The sequence below is a fragment of the Rahnella woolbedingensis genome (assembly GCF_003602095.1).
Taxonomy (GTDB): Bacteria; Pseudomonadota; Gammaproteobacteria; order Enterobacterales; family Enterobacteriaceae; genus Rahnella; species Rahnella woolbedingensis.
This window is the reverse complement of record NZ_RAHH01000009.1, coordinates 190,706-211,083: the sequence shown is the minus strand read 5'-3', so window position 1 is coordinate 211,083 and position 20,378 is coordinate 190,706. Positions and strand designations below refer to the sequence as shown.

At 51.3% G+C, this 20,378-nt stretch carries 19 protein-coding genes, 1 tRNA gene and 1 pseudogene; 9 read left to right on the top strand and 12 right to left on the bottom strand.

Going from position 1 to position 20,378, the window contains the following annotated elements:
- The 4 genes from D6C13_RS09850 to D6C13_RS25895 all read left to right on the top strand — a co-directional run.
- Window positions 1-773 (top strand): RHS repeat-associated core domain-containing protein (locus D6C13_RS09850; RefSeq protein WP_208642873.1); only part of this gene is annotated, 773 nt, incomplete at its 5' end.
- Between the two features lie 31 nt (window positions 774-804).
- Window positions 805-1,059, top strand: a complete 255-nt coding sequence (locus D6C13_RS09845; protein WP_244212667.1) for a DUF7710 domain-containing protein — start codon at window positions 805-807, stop codon at window positions 1,057-1,059.
- A 323-nt stretch (window positions 1,060-1,382) separates the two neighbouring features.
- Complete coding sequence (locus tag D6C13_RS26195; RefSeq protein ID WP_425272709.1) at window positions 1,383-1,625, top strand: RHS domain-containing protein; 243 nt, start codon at window positions 1,383-1,385, stop codon at window positions 1,623-1,625.
- Window positions 1,622-2,008: a hypothetical protein gene (locus D6C13_RS25895; RefSeq protein WP_244212666.1), complete on the top strand. Its 387-nt coding sequence runs from the start codon at window positions 1,622-1,624 to the stop codon at window positions 2,006-2,008. The genes D6C13_RS26195 and D6C13_RS25895 overlap by 4 nt, the downstream gene beginning before the upstream one ends.
- 233 nt (window positions 2,009-2,241) lie before the next feature.
- Here D6C13_RS25895 and D6C13_RS09835 read toward each other — a convergent pair whose 3' ends face one another.
- The 7 genes from D6C13_RS09835 to pepA form a co-directional block, all read right to left on the bottom strand.
- On the bottom strand, window positions 2,242-3,675 hold the full coding sequence (locus D6C13_RS09835) for a 6-phospho-beta-glucosidase (RefSeq protein WP_120132589.1): 1,434 nt from the start codon (window positions 3,673-3,675) through the stop codon (window positions 2,242-2,244).
- Between the two features lie 55 nt (window positions 3,676-3,730).
- Window positions 3,731-5,263, bottom strand: a complete 1,533-nt coding sequence (locus D6C13_RS09830; protein ID WP_120132588.1) for a PTS transporter subunit EIIC — start codon at window positions 5,261-5,263, stop codon at window positions 3,731-3,733.
- 147 nt (window positions 5,264-5,410) lie between these two features.
- On the bottom strand, window positions 5,411-6,151 hold the full coding sequence (locus D6C13_RS09825) for a MurR/RpiR family transcriptional regulator (protein ID WP_120132587.1): 741 nt from the start codon (window positions 6,149-6,151) through the stop codon (window positions 5,411-5,413).
- 43 nt (window positions 6,152-6,194) lie between these two features.
- On the bottom strand, window positions 6,195-6,698 hold the full coding sequence (locus D6C13_RS09820; protein WP_120132586.1) for a GNAT family N-acetyltransferase: 504 nt from the start codon (window positions 6,696-6,698) through the stop codon (window positions 6,195-6,197).
- 142 nt (window positions 6,699-6,840) lie between these two features.
- The gene (locus D6C13_RS09815) at window positions 6,841-9,696 is read right to left on the bottom strand and encodes a valine--tRNA ligase (RefSeq protein ID WP_120132585.1); all 2,856 of its coding nucleotides are present in this window, start codon (window positions 9,694-9,696) and stop codon (window positions 6,841-6,843) included.
- Window positions 9,689-10,174 carry a DNA polymerase III subunit chi gene (locus D6C13_RS09810; RefSeq protein ID WP_120132584.1) on the bottom strand — a complete coding sequence of 162 codons (486 nt, stop codon included), beginning with the start codon at window positions 10,172-10,174 and terminating at the stop codon, window positions 9,689-9,691. Before D6C13_RS09810 ends, D6C13_RS09815 begins: the two co-directional genes overlap by 8 nt.
- A 116-nt stretch (window positions 10,175-10,290) precedes the next feature.
- Entirely contained in the window at window positions 10,291-11,802 is a 1,512-nt protein-coding gene (pepA, locus tag D6C13_RS09805; protein ID WP_120132583.1) for a leucyl aminopeptidase, read from the bottom strand.
- A gap of 277 nt (window positions 11,803-12,079) precedes the next feature.
- On the opposite strand from pepA, the gene lptF reads away from it, so the two are divergent.
- Both lptF and lptG read left to right on the top strand, forming a co-directional pair.
- A complete protein-coding gene (gene lptF, locus D6C13_RS09795; protein ID WP_120132582.1) occupies window positions 12,080-13,174 on the top strand; it encodes an LPS export ABC transporter permease LptF in 1,095 nt (364 codons plus the stop codon).
- Window positions 13,174-14,244 (top strand): LPS export ABC transporter permease LptG, encoded by a 1,071-nt coding sequence (lptG, locus tag D6C13_RS09790; RefSeq protein ID WP_120132581.1) that lies wholly within the window; start codon window positions 13,174-13,176, stop codon window positions 14,242-14,244. The genes lptF and lptG overlap by 1 nt, the downstream gene beginning before the upstream one ends.
- Before the next feature lie 72 nt (window positions 14,245-14,316).
- Here lptG and ampH read toward each other — a convergent pair whose 3' ends face one another.
- On the bottom strand, window positions 14,317-15,456 hold the full coding sequence (gene ampH, locus D6C13_RS09785) for a D-alanyl-D-alanine-carboxypeptidase/endopeptidase AmpH (RefSeq protein WP_120132580.1): 1,140 nt from the start codon (window positions 15,454-15,456) through the stop codon (window positions 14,317-14,319).
- 219 nt (window positions 15,457-15,675) lie between these two features.
- Here ampH and D6C13_RS09780 point away from each other — a divergent pair.
- Together D6C13_RS09780 and D6C13_RS09775 are read left to right on the top strand one after the other, a co-directional pair.
- Window positions 15,676-15,760 (top strand) — tRNA-Leu (locus D6C13_RS09780).
- 178 nt (window positions 15,761-15,938) lie between these two features.
- Window positions 15,939-16,061, top strand: a pseudogene (locus tag D6C13_RS09775) (alpha/beta hydrolase); the annotation flags it as partial.
- A gap of 37 nt (window positions 16,062-16,098) precedes the next feature.
- On the opposite strand, the gene D6C13_RS09770 reads toward D6C13_RS09775, so the two are convergent.
- Window positions 16,099-16,434: a hypothetical protein gene (locus D6C13_RS09770; RefSeq protein WP_120132597.1), complete on the bottom strand. Its 336-nt coding sequence runs from the start codon at window positions 16,432-16,434 to the stop codon at window positions 16,099-16,101.
- A 295-nt stretch (window positions 16,435-16,729) separates the two neighbouring features.
- Complete coding sequence (locus D6C13_RS09765; protein WP_120132579.1) at window positions 16,730-16,951, bottom strand: hypothetical protein; 222 nt, start codon at window positions 16,949-16,951, stop codon at window positions 16,730-16,732.
- Between the two features lie 468 nt (window positions 16,952-17,419).
- Here D6C13_RS09765 and D6C13_RS09760 point away from each other — a divergent pair, with 468 nt between their 5' ends.
- The gene (locus D6C13_RS09760; RefSeq protein WP_208642872.1) at window positions 17,420-18,253 is read left to right on the top strand and encodes an HNH endonuclease; all 834 of its coding nucleotides are present in this window, start codon (window positions 17,420-17,422) and stop codon (window positions 18,251-18,253) included.
- A gap of 331 nt (window positions 18,254-18,584) precedes the next feature.
- Here D6C13_RS09760 and yfiB read toward each other — a convergent pair whose 3' ends face one another.
- The gene (yfiB, locus tag D6C13_RS09750; RefSeq protein WP_120132578.1) at window positions 18,585-19,082 is read right to left on the bottom strand and encodes an outer membrane lipoprotein YfiB; all 498 of its coding nucleotides are present in this window, start codon (window positions 19,080-19,082) and stop codon (window positions 18,585-18,587) included.
- A 15-nt stretch (window positions 19,083-19,097) separates the two neighbouring features.
- The gene (dgcN, locus tag D6C13_RS09745; RefSeq protein ID WP_120132577.1) at window positions 19,098-20,378 is read right to left on the bottom strand and encodes a diguanylate cyclase DgcN/YfiN; all 1,281 of its coding nucleotides are present in this window, start codon (window positions 20,376-20,378) and stop codon (window positions 19,098-19,100) included.

The window sequence follows — 20,378 nt, the reverse complement described above, 5'->3', positions numbered from 1 at the left end:
ACCGCATAAAAGAAACGCGCTTTTTATGGGAAGGCCCGCGCCTGCTGGCTGAATTTAATGGCTATCGCTCGCAAATTCACGCCTACGGCGATCAAAACAGCTTTGCCCCGCTCGCCCGCATCGACGGCTGCGGCGACGACAGTCAAATCTATTACTACCACAATCAGGTCAACGGCCAGCCGGAGGCGATGACCGACCGTGAAGGCAACGAATGCTGGCGCGGCGAGCCGGACAGTTTTGGAAAAGTCACGGGTGAAACCCGCGCACAGAGGATAATGAGCGGTGGCCCACAGAACCTGAGAATGCAGGGTCAATATCTCGACAGGGAAACCGGGCTCCATTATAATTTACACCGTTATTATGATCCCGATAGCGGACGATTTACCCAGGCTGACCCGATAGGGCTGGCGGGTGGATTGAACCTTTACCAGTACGCGCCGAATGTGCTGGGGTGGGTGGATCCGTGGGGGTTGAGTTGTGGTTCAACAAAAGGCAACGGTAAGTTCACAGAACCAGAACTACCCCCTAAATTAGTCGCTAAACAAGGAGATGTTGAGATTGTTCATTATACTCGTAGCGGAGATCACGGACCGGCGCATCTCCATGTTAATGGCGGTGGACCTGAGACTAAAATTGGGCAGACAGGAAAACCAATTAAAGGCTCCCCAGTACCGACGACTAAACAACAAGCTGTGATTGATGCTAATAAATCGGTGATTAGGAAAACTGTGGATAAAATACAGCGGTGGTTTAGATTCCAAAACTATGAATAATTGGATTGCGTGAACTATGAAGGAATTATGGGTGTTTAATGGTGCAATGGCACGTTTCCCGTCGGCATTATTTTCCTCTTTGGGAGATGCTGAGAGTTGGATCAGAAGGAATAAATTAACGGGCGTACTCACTAAATACCCTGTTGATAAAAGTGCTTATGATTGGGCTGTGGAAAATGATTTTTTTATTCCAAAGGAAGGAAAACAAAAATCTTCGGATTTCATTGGTGGATTTACCTGCGCCGCTATGGAACATTATCATTATGAAAATGGTAATAAAGAGTGAGCGTTTTAATATAAACATCTGGAAAGTCCCATTGTTTTTCCAGCTATTTAATCAGTTTACCTCCTCAATGAGAGCGCCGTCTTAGCGGCGCTCTTAATCTCTTGGTTAGTCCGATTAATATCCCGTAGTTACTGACGGTGTGCTTCTGGTCATGTTTCAATTCATCCACTTCGACACTATCCTGAACCAGCAAAATATAACAATCCGATATTTTAAGGGAAATGCAAATTATTATAATCTGCCTCTGCGCGCATGGAAAGGGTGACGGCTGACGCTGAAAAGTACCGCATAAAAGAACGCGTTTCCTCTGGGAAGGCCCGCGCCTGCTGGCGGAGTTCAACGGCGACCGCTCGCAGATTTACGCCTACAGCGACCAAAACAGCTTTGCTCCGCTCGCCCGCATCGACGCCAGCGGCGACGACAGTCAAATCTATTACTATCACAACCAGGTCAATGGCCAGCCGGAGGCGATGACCGACCGTGAAGGCAACGAATGCTGGCGCGGTGAACCTGACTTTACCAGTACGCGCCGAATGTGCTGGGATGGTTGGATCCGTGGGGGTTGAGTTGTGGTAAAACACCGCAAGGACCCAAACTTCCCGGTAAGATTGCTGAAACGTTTAATAATGGAAATTACAGCAACCGGAAATTATCATCTCAGGAAACCTTCTATAAATATCATGGTGTTGATAACAGAACAGGGAGAGAATATTCTTGGTTAACAAATGAAAAATATAGTAGTGAAGAGTTATTGCGACAGGATCTAGCTATACGTCATGATTGGGGCGTTAAAATAACGAAAGTATCTGAATTTAAAGTTCCACAAGGAGTTTGTATCAGTGAAGGTACTGCTGCTTCACAGGGAATAGGTTACCCTGGTGGTGGATATCAGAACGTTATTTTGAATATTCCAAAGGTATGGTTAGAAAAAAAAGGATTTCCTCAGTGAATGAATTGATTATAAAAATACAGTTTTACAAGATGCATTGATCAAAAGCGGCAAAGCTGATTCAGCAGAGTATTTCGCTAAGAAAATTGATGGATTAACGTTATGCCAAGTTATTCCGTGAATTAATTTTACTTACTGAAGGGCGACCGCCTAAACGATCCCCCTCCAGATTACTGGAAGCTGTAACGAAAGATGAAAAGTTCTCTCTCCGTTCAAACTCAAAATTCTGAGAATTAAAGCTCCTCCCCGTTACTCTCAATCACTTTCTGATACCAGCCGAAACTCTCTTTTTTCGAGCGCGCCATTGTACCTGTGCCGTCGTCATTTTTATCGACGTGGATAAAGCCGTAGCGTTTACTGTACTGACCGGTCGTGAATGACACACAGTCGATGCAGCCCCATGGTGTGTAGCCCATCAGGTCCACACCGTCTTCCAGCACGGCTTTCTTCATCTGCTCGATGTGCGCTTTCAGATAGGCAATGCGGTAATCATCGTGAATAACGCCATCGTCACCCGCTTTGTCGATAGCGCCAAAGCCGTTTTCGACAATAAACAGCGGTTTCTGGTAACGCTCGTACAAGATATTCAGGGTATAACGCAGGCCCACCGGGTCAATTTGCCAGCCCCAGTCGGATGCCTTCACATGCGGATTAGGCACGCTGCCTGCAAAGCCGGATAAACCATTGTCATCACTCGGATTGTGCGCAGAAATCGCGTTACTCATGTAATAGCTAAGACCGATGTAGTCCGCGCAGCCGTCGCGAAGTGCCTGCAAATCGCCGTCTTCCATTTTGATGTTGAAGCCGCGACGTTCCCACTCTTTCAGCGCATACGCCGGGTAGTAACCGCGCATATGGACGTCGCTGAACAGGAAGCGCTCGTGCATGGCTTCGACGGAGTACATCACATCGTCCGGATGGCAGGAGAATGGGTACAGCGGCACCATGGCGATCATGCAGCCAATCTGGAAATCAGGGTTGATCTCATGACCAAGTTTGACCACTTTGGCGCTGGCCACGAACTGGTGATGCAGCACCTGATACATGGTTTCTTCCGGATTTTCATGCTCGGTAAATACCACGCCTGAGCAGCAGTAACCGAACAGCGGATATTGCCAGTTGCGCTGGTTATTGATCTCGTTGAAGGTCATCCAGTATTTCACTTTGCCTTTGTAGCGTTCCATCACCACCTGACTGAAACGGACAAAGAAATCAACTACCTGACGGTTTTTCCAGCCGCCGTATTCCTTTACCAGATGCCATGGCATTTCGAAGTGGGAAAGGGTGATCACCGGCTCGATGTTATGTTTGAGCAGCTCATCAAACATGTCGTCATAGAATTGCAGACCCGCTTCGTTTGGCTGTAATTCGTCACCGTTTGGGAAGATGCGCGTCCAGGCAATAGAGGTGCGGAAACATTTAAAGCCCATTTCCGCGAACAGGGCGATGTCTTCTTTGTAATGCGAGTAAAAATCGACAGCTTCGTGATTCGGGTAGCTGTAGCCATCAAGCACGCCGTCGGTCATGACGCGGTCAACGCCGTGTGCGCCGCCGGAAAGCACATCACAGATGCTGATGCCTTTGCCGCCTTTGTTCCAGCCGCCTTCCACCTGATGCGCCGCCACCGCGCCGCCCCATAAGAAATCTTTCGGTAACTGATGACTCATTACGTTCTCCCTTGATGCGGGCGGAAACGTCCGCCCGATAACAGTAATTTAAGACTTAATTCATTTCTGCTTGAGTGGCGCGAGGGGGTTCTGCCTGTGCTTTTTTGACTGCAGCAACATCAGGCTCATCTTTAAATCCGACCAGCCAGGTGAACAGCGCACCGAGCACAAAGGCGACGGTAATAGACAGCAGGAAACCGAGGAACTGTGGCATGTGGCCTTCTTTAAAGAACACCGGCAGTACGGCGATACCCGGCAGGCAGTAACTCCAGGATACGGCGTTGAAGGAACCGGCAATCGCACCGCCGATACCGCCCGCCACACAACTGCACAGGAAAGGTTTTTTCAGACGCAGAGCTACACCGTAAATTGCAGGTTCGGTAATACCAAACAGACCGGTGACGCCAGCGGATAGCGAGATACCTTTCATTTCGCGGCTGCGGGTTTTCAGGTACACACCGAACATGCTGCCGGTCATCGCGAAGACTGCAGAAGCCTGCAGGCCGGTAAAGGTGTCATAACCCAGCGTAGCGTAGTTGCCGACAGTAACCGGCGTAATGCCCCAGTGAACGCCCAGCGTCACCAGCGGCTGCCAGAACGCACCCACCACGAAGCCTGCAATGGTTGGGCTAAGATGGTAGAGGTAGTTATAAACGCCGCCAATCGCGCCACCAATCAGGTTACCGACCGGGCCAAACACCAGCAGAGTCATCGGCACCATAATCGCGATGCAGAACATCGGTGTGAACAGGTTGCGGATAACCACCGGCAGTACTTTATTAAAGAAGTGTTCAATATAAGACATCGCCCAGACCATCAGGATGATCGGAATAACAGAGGCGGTATAGCTCAGGTATTTTACCGGAATGCCCAGGAAATCCAGTGTCGGTGCGGAAACCGGAATGCCGACTACGTTTTGCAAGATATTTGCAATATCAGGATTGCTTACCGCTTCACGCATCAGTTGCTGCATGGCTGGGTCTGCGGAGTTGATCGAGGTGATTTTAAACGCCGTCACCATATTCATGTAATCGGGGCTGATCAGCGCACAGGCGGTGATCACTGCGGTAAACGGATTGACGTTGAATTTTTTGGCTGCGGTAAACGCAATCATAACCGGCAGGAAGGTAAACGCCGTCCATGACACAAAGTTGAGAATGCGGTAGGTGCCGCTGTTGGCATCCATAATCCCGACGGCTGCGAGGAAGGAGATAATCCCCTGTAAAATACCGCAGGCCGCGAGCTGGTAAAGGAAAGGGGTGAAGATGCTGGAAATCACGTCCATGACGCGGCTGACGATCCCGACGTCAGGGGTTGAGACTGGCGCATTTTCATCTAAATGGATCAGCTTCAGTACGTGTTTATAAGCGTCACTCACATGGTTGCCGATAACGACCTGCATCTGGCCGCCGGCCTCAATAACAGTGATCACGCCTTTGACGCGTTTTAATTCTTCTTTATCGACGGCTTTATTATCTTTCAGAACGAAACGTAAACGGGTGGCACAATGTGTGATGCTTATCACATTATTTTCACCGCCAATATATTTAACAATTTCCTGAGCTGACTGAGCGTAATCAATTGCCATTTTTTATTATTCTCCTGCGGGGATACAGAGGTGAGTTTTTTTGTTTTTTTACTCGCTGGCAGGAGTGTAGCAAAAGAAAAGGTATTGTCACGATATAACAAAAAACAACTTAGGTGATTTGTTACATCTTAAAAACACCCTGTTTTTTCATTGCGCTGAGTCACGTTTTATTAAAGGTAATTTCTTTCCGATGGTCTCTATAATATAGAGTACAGGGATCTGAGTGGTAATATTATATTGGCCTTCGAGCACAATCTGAGGCATGTGGTAGGAGATGTTGAGGTCCGCCATCCTCGCCAGCGTTGACGTCTCGCTGTTGGTCAGGCTGATTATCTTGCAGTTATGCTGGCTGAACTGAGTAGCAAAACGCAGGACTTCCTCCGTTTCACCGGAGACCGAGAGAATAATAGCAATAGCATCTTTATACATATCGCTGTTGATCGGGAAATAAGGATCGTCAATAAAGGTGCTGAATTTGCCGACATTAGAGAAAAAACGGGCGCTGTATTTCCCCAGTGATCCTGATGTTCCCACACCGACAAATATAATGCGTTGCGCATTGGCTATTTGTCTGGCGGCGTTATCTAATAATTCATCAAACTCGCTATTATTAATACTTTTGAAATAGCTGATGATTTCGCTGATGCCAAATGAAACAGGTGGCTTTTCTTCATGTTCTAAAAACAGTTTAAAACGAATACGAAACTCGGAGTAACCGTCGCAATCCATCTTCTTACAGAAACGGAGAACGGTGGTGGTAGATACTCCCGCGGCATCCGCCAGCTCACGGATCGTCATGTACATCACTTTGTCGCCATTCTTGACGATGTAATTGTAGACCGTCAGTTCCAGTTCGTTTAACGCTGAAATGGCTTTGTGTGTGAACATGTGATGCCTGTTTGCAAAGAGCTAATAAAGAACGAAAACGGTGTCAGAGATGTTTTAACATCGTCACTTCGCAATCGACATGGCCGGTATTTCCCAGCGCGCCGTCAATGTGCTGGAAGCCCAGACGTTCATACAGTGCGATGGCCTGGGTCAGGCTGGCGGTGGTTTCCAGATAGCAGCGTGCAAAACCGTGCGAGCGGGCATGTTCAATGGCCTGAAGCGCCAGACGTTTCGCCAGACCTTGGCCGCGCAGAGAAGGCATAAAATACATCTTCTGCAATTCACACAAATCGTGTTCAGCACCTGACAACGGAGCAACACCGCCGCCACCGGCAACCACACCATCCAGTTCCACCACCCAGTAAGCACAACCCGGCTGGCTGTAGCTTTCATACAGATGGTCTAAATTCGGATCAGCGACGGTGTAGCCTTTATCGGCAGTCAGGCCAAATTCGGCTGAAACGTGGCGGATCACGTTTGCGATAGCGGCATTATCTTCAGGACGTATCGGGCGCACCAGGACGCTGACAGGAAAGGTGGTCGTCATGTTACTCACTCAGTTTCAATAATCGGCAATCATACAGACCGTTTTAATACCATTTAATGGCGTACGGATGCAATGTTACTGCCTTTCGGTGGGACAGAAAAAAGGCCGCTTGCGCGGCCTTTCTCATTTTTCTTTCGCGATATCACAACGCAGCAATCGTGGCTTTTTGTTCGGCCAGTTTCACTTTCGCATCACCGCAGGCTGCCAGACGTTCGCGTTCTTTCGCGACAACGGCTTCTGGCGCACGCGCCACAAAACCTTCGTTAGACAGTTTGCCTTCGATGGACGCAATCTCAACGTCCAGCTTCGCCATCTCTTTATCCAGACGCGCCAGCTCAGCATCTTTGTCGATAAGACCTGCCATCGGGATCAGCAGCTCAGCGCCTTCCACCAGTTTGGTGACAGACACCGGGCCTTTATCGCCTGCAGGCAGAATGGTGATGGATTCCAGACGCGCCAGAGACTTAATGAAGCTCAGATTCTGTTCCACACGACGCTGTGCATCCGCACTTGCGCCACGCAGCAGCAATTCCAGTGGCTTGGCCGGAGACAGGTTCATCTCGGCACGCACGTTACGGATTGCGATGATCGCCTGCTTAATCCACTCGAGATCGGCCAGCGCCAGTTCGTCCGCTTTCGCTGCATCAAACTCAGGGAAAGGTTGCAGCATGATAGTTTCTGCCGTGATGCCTTTCAGTGATTTCACGCGCTGCCAGATGGTTTCAGTGATGAACGGAATGATAGGGTGCGCAAGACGCAACAGACCTTCGAGCACTTCCACCAGGGTATGACGGGTGCCACGCAACTGTGCTTCGTTGCCACCGTTCATGACCGGTTTGGTCAGCTCCAGATACCAGTCGCAGAACTGGTTCCAGGTGAATTCATACAGAATGCTGGCAGCCAGATCGAAGCGGTAGTTGTCCATCGCTTCACGGTAAGATTTCACCGTGCGGTTGTATTCCGCCAGGATCCAGCGGTCAGCCAGTGACAGCTCAAGTTCGCCGCCGTTCAGGCCACAATCCTGATCTTCGGTATTCATCAGTACGAAGCGGCTGGCGTTCCACAGCTTGTTACAGAAGTTGCGGTAGCCTTCAAGACGCTTCATATCCCAGTTGATGTCACGACCGGTTGAAGCCAGCGCCGCCAGCGTGAAGCGCAGGGCATCGGTGCCGTGCGGTTCGATACCGTTCGGGAATTGCTTCTCGGTGCGCTTGCGGATTTTCTCCGCCAGCTGCGGTTGCATCATATTGCCGGTACGTTTTTCCAGCAGGTCTTCCAGCGAGATACCGTCGATCATATCCAGCGGATCGATAACGTTACCTTTGGACTTGGACATTTTCTGTCCTTCGTCGTCACGGATAAGACCGGTCATGTAGACGGTGTTGAACGGAACCTGTGGCTTGCCGTTTTCGTCCTTCACGAAGTGCATGGTCATCATGATCATGCGCGCGATCCAGAAGAAGATGATGTCGAAGCCGCTGACGACCACGCTCGAAGGGTGGAAAGCTTTGAGATCAGGCGTCTGTTCTGGCCAGCCCAGTGTGGAGAAGGTCCACAGACCGGAGGAGAACCATGTATCGAGCACGTCTTCATCTTGCGTAAGTACCACGTCTGCGCCCAGATTGTTTTCGCTGCGCACTTCCGCTTCGTCGCGGCCAACAAAGACGTTGCCTTCGGCGTCATACCACGCCGGAATGCGGTGTCCCCACCACAGCTGACGGGAAATACACCAGTCCTGAATGTCACGCATCCAGCTGAAGTACATGTTTTCGTACTGCTTAGGCACGAACTGGATTTCGCCCTGTTCAACGGCTTCCACGGCAACTTTCGCCAGCGGTGCAGTGCGGACGTACCACTGGTCAGTCAGCATTGGTTCGATCACCACGCCACCACGGTCGCCGTAAGGTACGGTCAGATCGTGAGGTTTGATTTCTTCCAGCAGGCCGGCTTCGTCAAACGCAGCAACCACGGCTTTGCGCGCGGCAAAGCGCTCAAGGCCACGGAACTGTTCCGGGATATCGTTGGCGCATGCATCGCTTTCTTCGCCGTTGGTGTCGAAGATTTCAGCGGTCTGGCGGATATCGCCATCGAAAGTCAGGATGTTGATCATCGGCAGACCGTGACGTTTACCGACTTCATAGTCGTTAAAGTCATGGGCTGGGGTGATCTTCACGCAGCCGGTGCCTTTTTCCATGTCGGCGTGTTCATCGCCCACGATTGGAATACGGCGACCCACCAGCGGCAGAATGATTTCTTTGCCGATGAGATCTTTGTAACGGGGATCTTCCGGGTTAACGGCCACGCCGGTATCACCGAGCACGGTTTCCGGACGGGTAGTCGCGACCACCAGATAATCTTTACCTTCAGCGGTTTTCGCGCCGTCAGCCAGCGGATAACGCAGGTGCCACATGGAACCTTTGGATTCGCGGTTTTCAACTTCGAGGTCAGAGATCGCCGTACGCAGTTTTGGATCCCAGTTCACCAGACGTTTGCCACGGTAAATCAGGTCTTCTTTGTACAGGCGAACAAACACTTCGCGCACGGCGTTGGACAGACCTTCGTCCATGGTGAAGCGCTCGCGCTCCCAGTCCACGGAGTCGCCCAGACGGCGCATCTGACGGGTAATCGTGCCGCCGGATTCCGCTTTCCATTCCCAGATTTTGTCGATGAACGCATCACGGCCATAGTCGTGACGTGTTTTGCCTTCTTCGGCCGCGATTTTACGTTCTACCACCATCTGCGTGGCGATACCCGCATGGTCGGTACCCGCTTGCCACAGGGTGTTTTTACCCTGCATGCGCTGATAGCGGATCATGGCGTCCATGATGGTTTGCTGGAAAGCATGACCCATGTGCAAGCTGCCGGTAACGTTCGGCGGTGGGATCATGATGGCAAAGCTTTCTTTACTGGTATCACCATGCGGCTTGAAATAGCCCTGTTGTTCCCAGTGCTCGTAAAGCGGCTGCTCGATGTCTTGCGGGTTATATGTCTTATCCATTTCGCTTTGTATTTTCGTCGGTCGATGTGATGACTGAGGGCGGCGTGGCCGTCGTCAAAGAGAAACCCACGCTGCGATAGGCTTTGTAGCGTTCGCGCGCAAGCTGTTTAAGGGAATCTTCGTAAGGAACGAAGTCTACCACTTCATGGAAAGCAGTAGCAAAATCTGCAAATTCTGGCATCAGGCTGATCAGCAGGTCGCGTGGCGCATTGCCACGTTTACCCGGCCAGCATAGCTCGACCGGCGCACCAAAACGCGGGCCTTCACCGGCCAGATTGTGCGGGACAAAGTGGGCTGGTTCACGTTGCCAGAGCGCTTCATCCAGACGCTCAGCCTGTTTCTGATCCTCGCAGGCCAGCAGAACACGTTTGCCCATCCGGTAACGTTCAGCGGCGACCAGACAGGCCAGGGCTTCGTGTGAGCTAAGCTCGCCACTGGCGTCCGGCGCATCGAGAAGAAAGAAGGTTGCCTGTTTCATGATGAGTTCACTGTGCTGCTGAGAAAAAAACAGGGGCGCAACTGGTGCGCCCGCCTGTGGAGGGGCTGGCGAACCCGCCCCTGATACTGAAGATTATAACTTATTTGGCAGAGGAATCACTCATCGCCATCAAGACCAGCGCGGTTGAGCAGGAACTGTGACAGCAGCGCAACCGGACGACCGGTTGCCCCCTTGTTCTTGCCTGAACGCCATGCGGTACCCGCGATGTCCAGATGCGCCCAGCTGTATTTACGGGTAAAGCGCGACAGGAAGCAGCCCGCGGTGATAGCACCACCCGGACGACCACCGATGTTTGCCATATCGGCAAAGTTGGAATCCAGCTGTTCCTGATATTCATCAGCCAGCGGCAGACGCCATGCGCGGTCACCCGCCTGTTCAGACGCACCAATCAGCTCGTGAGCCAGCGGATTGTGGTTCGACAGCAAACCGGTGATGTGATGGCCAAGGGCAATCACGCAGGCGCCGGTCAGCGTGGCAACGTCAATCACCAGCTCAGGATCGAAACGCTCAACGTACGTCAGCGCATCGCACAGCACCAGACGGCCTTCGGCGTCGGTATTGAGCACTTCCACCGTCTGGCCTGACATAGTGGTCAGGATATCGCCCGGACGGAATGCCTGACCGCCAGGCATGTTTTCGCAGCCTGCCAGTACGCCAATCACGTTCAGCGGCAGATTCAGTTCAGCCACCACACGCATCGCACCGTAAACGGCCGCAGCGCCACACATGTCGTACTTCATCTCATCCATATCAGCCGCGGGCTTAATGGAAATGCCGCCGGAATCGAAGGTCAGACCTTTACCGACGAGCACGATAGGCTTAGCGTCCGGATTAGGATTTCCTTTATATTCCATCACCGACATCAGTGATTCGTTCTTGGAACCCTGACCCACCGCCAGATACGCATTCATCCCCAGCTCTTTCATCTGCTGTTCGCCGATTACGCGAGTGGTGATGTTGGTGCTGAATGCATCTGCCAGCTGACGGGCCTGTGACGCCAGATATGCGGCATTACAGATGTTCGGTGGCATATTGCCGAGATCTTTCGCTGCTTTGATACCGGCTGATACAGCCAGACCATGCTGAATGGCGCGTTCACCGCTGGTCAGTTCACGGCGGGTTGGCACGTTGAAAACCATTTTCCGCAGCGGACGACGCGGTTCGATTTTATTGCTCTTCAGCTGATCGAAGGTATAAAGCGATTCTTTAGAGGTTTCGACCGCCTGACGCACTTTCCAGTAAGTATTACGCCCTTTGACGTGCAGCTCAGTGAGGAAGCAAACGGCTTCCATAGAACCGGTGTCGTTCAGGGTGTTAATGGTTTTCTGGATAACCTGCTTGTACTGGCGCTCGTCCAGCTCACGCTCTTTGCCACAACCAATCAGCAAAATACGTTCTGAAAGAATATTCGGTACATGATGCAGTAAGAGGGTCTGACCCACTTTACCTTCAAGTTCGCCACGGCGAAGCAGGGCGCTGATGTAGCCATCACTGATTTTATCGAGCTGTTCGGCAATCGGTGACAGGCGGCGCGGTTCGAAAACGCCGACTACAATACAGGCACTGCGTTGTTTTTCCGGGCTACCGCTTTTTACGCTGAACTCCATGCACTCTCCTGAATCTTAAAGACAAGGGCGGGAGGTACGGCTAGAATGAGTCGCCGGAGACACTCTCCCGTCATTGTGTTAACGACCTGTGTTAACCTAAACGGCGTTAGTTTTTATTTTGGCGGCTATAAGCAAGTTCCTATAGGACACCCCAAATCTCGGTGTTGTAATACTATTTTAGCTGCGAAGGTTGCCATATGATGAGAATAAATGACGGATTAGCGATGAAACTAGCGATTTTCCTTCAAAAAGACAAGTTTTCACAGGCGTATTAAGCGTGATCATCATTAGATATCTGGTTAGGGAAACCTTCAAGAGCCAATTTGCCATTCTGTTCATTTTGCTTCTCATCTTCTTCTGTCAGAAGCTGGTAAGAGTGCTCGGAGCAGCGGTTGATGGCGATATCCCAACAAATTTAGTTCTCTCACTTCTGGGCCTTGGCGTTCCGGAAATGGCGCAGCTTATTCTGCCGCTCAGCCTGTTCCTTGGCCTGCTGATGACGCTCGGTAAACTTTATACCGACAGTGAAATCACGGTCATGCATGCCTGTGGTCTCGGAAAACGCTCACTGGTCATCGCTGCACTGGTTCTGGCGTTATTTACGTCAATCTTTGCTGGCGCGAACGCTATCTGGCTCAGCCCCTGGTCGTCGAAACATCAGGATGAAGTGCTGGCCGAAGCGAAAGCCAATCCGAGTATGGCCGCGATGGTCGAAGGCCAGTTCCAGCAGGCACAGAACGGCAATGCGGTTCTGTTCGTCGGCAGCGTAAAAGGGAAAGAATTCCATAACGTCTTCCTGGCTCAGCTGCGCCCGAACGGCAATCAGCGTCCTTCTGTCGTTGTGGCAGATAAGGGGCATATGCTGCAGCGCGCAGACGGCTCACAACAGGTGATGCTGGATAAAGGCACGCGTTACGAAGGCACCGCATTGTTGCGCGATTTCCGCGTCACGGACTTCACCGATTATCTGGCGGTTATCGGCCATCAGACTGTGCAACTTGACCCGAATCAGTCTGATCAGATGACCATGACGCAGCTCTGGAATTCCCATGAACCGGAAGCCAGCGCTGAGCTGAACTGGCGCTTAACGCTGATCGTCTCCGTATTTATTATGGCGCTGCTGGTGGTTCCGCTCAGCGTGGTCAACCCGCGTCAGGGTCGCGTTCTCAGTATGCTGCCGGCTATCCTGTTGTATCTGATTTTCTTCCTGTTGCAGACCTCGCTGCGCTCTAACGGCGCGAAGGGCAAGCTGGATCCGTTCCTCTGGATGTGGGGAACGAACCTGCTCTACTTTGCACTGGCATTGGTGCTTAATGCGTGGGATACCTTGCCGGTTCGCAAGTTCCGGGCACGTCTGAGAGGAGTTGCCTGATGTTTGGCGTATTAGACCGTTACATTGGTCGCACTATTTTTAACACCATCATGATGACGTTGTTCATGCTGGTGTCACTCTCCGGCATCATCAAATTTGTCGATCAGCTGCGTAAAGTCGGGCAGGGCGGGTATTCTGCCGCCGGTGCCGGGTTATACACCTTGCTGAGTGTGCCAAAAGATATTGAGATCTTCTTCCCGATGGCGGCGCTGCTGGGCGCATTGCTTGGTTTAGGTACGCTGGCCACGCGCAGTGAACTGGTTGTCATGCAGGCTTCCGGTTTTACCCGTATGCAGATTGCAGCTTCGGTCATGAAAACGGCGATACCGCTGGTGCTTCTGACCATGGCGATTGGTGAATGGGTTGCGCCACAGGGCGAACAGATGGCCCGTAACTACCGTGCGCAGCAGATGTACGGCGGCTCGTTGCTTTCCACCCAAAACGGATTGTGGGCAAAAGATGGTCACGACTTTATCTACATCGAGCGTGTGGCGGGTGAGAAAGAGCTGACAGGCGTCAACATCTACCACTTCAATGAAGAGAACAAACTGCAGTCAGTCCGTTATGCCTCTTCGGCAACGTTCGACGGCGGTGAATGGAAACTTTCTCAGGTGGATGAGTCTGATCTGACCGATAACCTGCAAATCACCGGTTCTCAGACCCTGACGGGTGTCTGGAAAACCAACCTGACCCCGGACAAACTGGGTGTGGTTGCGCTTGACCCGGATGCACTGTCGATCAGCGGTTTGCACAACTATGTGAAATATCTCAAGCAGAGCGGACAGGAAGCAAAACGTTATCAGCTGAATATGTGGAGCAAAATCTTCTCGCCACTGTCAGTTGCGGTGATGATGCTGATGGCGCTGTCATTCATCTTCGGGCCTCTGCGCAGCGTACCGATGGGCGTGCGTGTGGTCACTGGTATTTGCTTCGGTTTCCTGTTCTACGTACTTGACCAGATCTTCGGCCCGTTAAGCCTGGTTTATAACATTCCGCCGATTCTTGGCGCACTGTTACCAAGCGGCCTGTTCTTCGTCATCAGTATGTATCTGCTGTTGAAAAAACGATAAACCCGCCAGTACAGATAAACAAAAAGCAGGCTAAGCCTGCTTTTTTACAACTGAAGATTATGCGCGGGAGCGTCAGATCTCGTTATTACGCACCAGATCAGCGACCAGTTCGTTCACGCCATCACTCATATTTTTAAACTTGGTCAGCTCGCTGCGGGTTACCACAACGAACACGCCGACACCGCGCTGCGGCACCATCGCGACATATGTGATAAAGCCGCCACCACCACCTGTTTTCTGAATGATACGCGGCAGCAATGGCGTCGGTGCCATCGTTACCCAGCCCATTCCCAGCGAGTCCGCCATGCCCGGCACATCCATCCCTTTAAGCGAGACCAGATCCGTACGTTTGTAGTACATCTTCTGCGCCATATCGGCGGTGGTGGTGCGTTGTCCGAGGAACTGACGCATCCAGCGGCCCATATCGGCAGGCGTAGAGTAAAGGCCGCCGCTGCCCGCTGCAGCAATGGTATTGATGCACGGACTCGGTCGCAGGCCTTCCATCAGACGTGAGCACTGGCTGGCATTTGGCGTCAGCGTCGTATCGGTCATGCCCAGTGGCTGAGTAATCTGGTCGCGCAGTAATTGCGTGTAAGGCTGATTGGCGGCTTTCGATAACGCATCGGAAAGCAGGTCGAACGCCAGATTGGAGTAAGATGCTCGGGCACCCGGTGGCACGGTGAGTTTTGCGACGCTCAGCCATGTCCAGCGATCGCTTTTAGTCGGCCAGGTGAAGACGGCACGATGTGCGACGCCACCCGGTTGTTCACGCGGCAGACCGCTGGTGTGCGTGGCCAGATTCAGCAGCGTAATCGGATTGGTGCCGTTGTAAGCCGGCACGCGTGCACCGGACGGGGCGTATTTTCGCAACGGGTCGTTAATGCTGACTTTTCCCTGCTGCGCCATTTTCACCAGCACTTCGCTGGTAATAAGCTTGGTCAGCGAGGCGATACGCACCACGGAGTCTTCACGCGGACGCAAATCAGAGCCCGGTTTTGTTTCCCCGAAGCTGCGGAAAACCTGCTGATTATTATCAACGACCACCAGCGCCATTCCCATCGCGCCACTGCCGTAAAAGATGTGTTCTGCATGGTCATCCACGACCTGCGACGCCAGACGCGCATTGTCCTGCGCGTGGCTCCATAAAGGCGTACTGGCGAATGCCAGCGCAAGGAGCGAAAGTGAGAGTTTTTTCAACAAGCGGGTATCCATCAACAGGGCAAGATCTATTCGTGATTTGTATACTAATGCGAAGTTTGAAAAACGGCATCGGAAAAACGAAGACAAATCGAAGTTTTTTGTCAGCAAAACTCTCCCGGACTGAGGCTCGTGTCTGTTTTTTCAGCACTTAAACCGGACAAGGCGGGATAACTATTGCGTGACCCGCTGGGCTGGGTATAATGCCCACGTTTTCCGCATACTACTTTCAGTGCCGAAGTGGCGAAATCGGTAGACGCAGTTGATTCAAAATCAACCATCGAAAGATGTGCCGGTTCGATTCCGGCCTTCGGCACCATTAGTATGAAAATCAAGTCACCTGCGGGTGGCTTTTTTTATGGGTAAAACTCAGCCAATCTTGCCTTCCTCTGCCCTTTTCATCACCTTTCCTGCCAATTACACTGATGCATTAACTGTCACCATCAGGGAGAAATCATCATGGCACTGGAACCCGCAATTGCTGCTGGTTAACGAATTTATCGCCGCTGGATGCCGAAGGGGTATTGCCTGCGGTTATCTGTTATCACGGCGGCTGTTTCGTCAGCGGTGGTTTTGCCACGCATGATAATCAGCTGCGTCAGCTGGCGGGGATTAGCCGGACAGCGCGCGTGGTAATGCGGGATATTGCAGCATTAGTCAGTTCATCGGATAAGCCGTGATTTTTTTCATACGCATCAGGCCGCTGTTGGCCTGTTCGCATAATTCAAAGAGCACTGGGATAAGATGCGCCGATGCTTTGAGGTAGCCGCTGACCTGCGCAATCCCTTCAGGCGGCAAGACCTCGCAGTTCTCCAGTCCTTCACTCAGGCACAACAGCCCCTGGCACAACCCGCCGGCGGACTCCGATGCCAGCGCGCTGAGGTCATAAAGCTGCGCTTCCCCGAAGTGGCTGAGATCCAACCCCTCAATCAGTGAACGAAAAACGGTTATTGAGTTTGTTGTAAAGGCTGTGCTGTTTTCAGTATTAGTCATGAAGATCATTCCATTGTCAGTGAGTCGAGGCCCCCTTTACTGGCGGGGTGATTGCCGCTGCCAGAGAACTCTATGCCTGTTTTTACAGCAATGAAATGACCTGTGTTTATTTACAGTGGTTTGTTATCAGAACTGGAAGACGTCTCGCAAATTGCTGGCTGAGGAAGGCGAAGATCATCACTTTCTCCGTACTAAGTACCAAGGTTGCGATTTGATTTTTTATGTAGAAAGCATGCTGACGGCAACGCATCAGGCCAGCGCATTCGCGCTGGCTTTTTTACGTCTGCTAATCCGCTTAGTGCGTCAGCGTTTCCGCCACTTCTATAGCCACCACATCATCGTCTGTGAAAGGCATCTCCAGCGTCTGATACAACACTTCCAGCCGTTCACACAGAATATAGCTCAGCAGGTCTTTCGCCTGCGGATTATCCAGCGACACAATGGCATAAGACAGCGCACGACAGTGATCGACGATCTCTTCCAGTTCTAGCGGGGTATTGTCGTAAAGGTTAGGCATTTTGAGTACTCCAGAAAATAGTGAATTTGCTACCACTGGAGACGCTAACCTCGGGGTGGCAGCTCAAACAGCGTTAGCGTTACCGGTTTTCTGGATCCGGTGCTTCGTGAGAAGCCACTGTCTGAGCCACCATTATTTGGGGGTGTTCAGACCGTACCACATTTCCCATTTTTACATAGGGTTGTAGGTACCAGAAAATGACAGAACGCTAATTCTGACTGCGGATTTTGCCGCAGTGAAGAGAGTCTAATGCGTGGAAATGTGCACAGTAAGAGGAATTTTTAGGCAATTTTCGTTTTTACGAGATGTCTTGGAAAAGGGATGAAACTGAGCGTGTAAACGCATTATAAATTGACTCTTTTGCGGGAAAGAGTGGTCAAACTATTCAAAAAACAAATGCATGAGTTGTATGCAATCAAGAACGCTTTATACTTCCAACCTATTGATTCACTTAACGGGTATCAGTAGATGACAGACAAGGAAATATGCGTCGTGCTTACAGAGAATGATGTTTCTCAGTGGGACGATGAAACAGGCAAGCTATATCATTTTCCGAAACAATATCAAAAGTCAGTAAGTCCTGGGATGCGATTTGTTTATTACAAAGGGAAATTAAAGTCTGAGAATAAGCAGTATTCTTCCCAACGTTTATCCGATGCCCCACATTACTTTGGTGTCGGTAGGATCAGCAAGATAGAGCCTGATGATGCAGGTAATCTCAATGCAATCCTGACTGACTTTCAAAGATTTGATCAAGCGGTACTTGCTAGAAATGGCGATGATTATTATGAAGAAATTCCTGAAAGTAAGAAATCTAATTACTGGCGTTCTAGCGTCCGCCCCATTTCAGCAGATGTCTTTGCTGATATCGCCGTAGCCGCCGCTCTCACTGAACCACGCCATATCATCAGTGATATAAAAAATGAAGTCGCGCATATTGAAAATGAAGCTGACGAAGAATCCCTGATTTCTTATCTTGAGGGAAAGAAGTCTTCCAAATATGTCACCACTTATGAAAGAGATCAGAAGCTTAAGAAACTCGCTAAAATCATCCATGGCACTACGTGCTTTGCGTGTGGTTTTAACTTTGGCGATTTCTACGGAGAATATGCAAAAGATTTTATTCATATTCATCACGTTGTGCCGGTATCTGAATTTGGAGGATCAAAAAGTGTCGATCCTAATACTGATCTTGTTCCCGTCTGTGCTAACTGCCACGGGATTATTCATCGCAAAAAAGACCGTACGCTCTCGATTGATGAGCTGAAAGATATGATCTCTGCGACTAAGAAAGCGCCCTAACAAGGGCGTTTCACTGCTAGCTTCCCCCTCAAAAAATCCGCCCCCCTCTCCAGCTGTCCCATCAACAGCGCGTTATCACTGTAATCTACAGGAACGGCGACAGGCCTTTGCACGTCCATTGCGGCGTGCAGTGTATTTTCTGGCGTTTCGGCGAGGTGACTTTGTCAGTCCGCAGGTTACGCGCTGGTGCCGGCGTCGCTGAGTAAGATTGATGAAACCAATGTGAGGTGTCTGCCCCTGGCAGGGCAGACATTAACGATGCAAATCACGCTGGCCTGGTGGAGAACAGATAACTGCAAGGCCGTGCTGCATCTGGTGGGATTGTTGTCGGTTAAACCACAATAATCACGGACACGCGGCGGTTCTGGGCGCGTCCTGCCTGGGTTTTATTGCTGGCAACCGGCTGGCTTTGGCCTAATCCACGGGTATGGATATTGGCGCGTGGCATGCCAGCATCAGCAAAGGCGGAGGCGACGGTATTCGCACGGCGCAGCGACAGATCGTTGTTGTAGCTGGCGTCGCCGTAATTATCGGTATGGCCGTCGAGATTGACCTTATTCAGACCCACGTGCAGAAGTTCGCCCGCCAGTTTTTCCACTGACTGCTTACTTTCGGCGGAAAGCGTGTCCTGATTATTGCCAAACAGAACTTTGGCATCCAGCCCCAGTTCCCAGCCCGCTTCGGTCTGCGAGAAGCCGTTTTTTTGCAACACGGCGATTTGTTCCGGGGTTAATCCGGCAGGTTTGGCCTGACAGGCGGCGAGCAGCAGAATGCAAAGTCCCATCGCGGCGAACTGATACCAGGTTTTAAAAGTATTACAGGTCTTCATCGTTATTAATTCCTTTTAGTCTTTCATTGCAGCGGAAAGTGGCATTCCTGTAGAAACATGCCAGCAACTGCCAGAGATTTTTTTCGAGCGATACATAGCCTCATCGGCCTTTTCCAGAATTTCTTTTGTACTGTTTGCCTGTGAGGGCGAAAGTGCAATACCAATACTGAGTGAGACATCCAGCGTTTTGTTGTTAAGCAAAATGACCGGCGTTTTCATTATATCGACAATCCGCTCGGCAAACGCCACCGCTTCGGCGGTAGAAATCATCGGCTCAAGCAGAATGGCAAACTCATCGCCGCCCAGACGGGCCAGCACGTCGCCCTTGCGCAGCGTTTTCGCCAGCCGTTCGCCAATCACCATCAGCACCCGATCGCCGGCAGCGTGTCCGAGTGAATCATTAATTTCCTTAAAATTATCAACATCGATGAACAGCAATGCCAGCGAAAGCGCCGGGCGCATCGGATTGAAACACTGATTAAGGGTATCAATGAAAAACGCGCGATTGTGCAGACCGGTCAGACCGTCGTGCAACGCTTTTTTCGTCAGTGAGACATTCTCATTCCTTATGTGGTTTTCCCAGGCTTCCAGCTCCGTCAGCAGGCTGTTGAAGTCCTGGCTCAGTGTGTGCAGCTCGGCAATAGGCGCAGAAGGAACGCGCAAATTAAACGAGCGGTTAGCACTGACTTCATGAGTGACATGCGTAATGTGGCCAAGGGCATCGACGATGCCTTTTTGCATCCGGCGGGAAAAGTACAGCGCAACCAGCGCGGTCAGCACCAGACAGCCGAGCAGGCTGAGAACGGTTTCCAGCAGGAAACCAATCAGGCTGCTGCCGTTACCCGCCAGCCATACGGTACCTATGACTGAGCCTGAATGCACTACCGGTATTGTGACAGGTTCCGGAAACGCCACATGACCGATTATCTTGCCAAGTTTGTCCCAGTTGCTGTTCACCGGGCGCAGCCACTCGGTGAATATTACACCCGCAGGAGTCAGAATTTTTGCCTGCGCGAAATCGCCGCGTCGGGCGATAAATTCCAGCGAGTCACGCGCCGCAGCCGGGTCATTAAAGACCAGCGCGGCTTCCGTGGTGTAGCCGATGGCGCGCGCAGTCAGTTGCAGATTGCTTTCTGCGTGCGAGCGCAGGGCGATTAATGCCAGCAGCGTCAGCAGAAAACCGGCGAGTCCGATGGCCGTGAAAATCACAATGACATGAATTCGGTTCAGTGCGGCGCTCAGCGTCAGGCGCTGGGCAGACTGTTCAACGTCAGGAACAGGAATTTTATTTTCCAT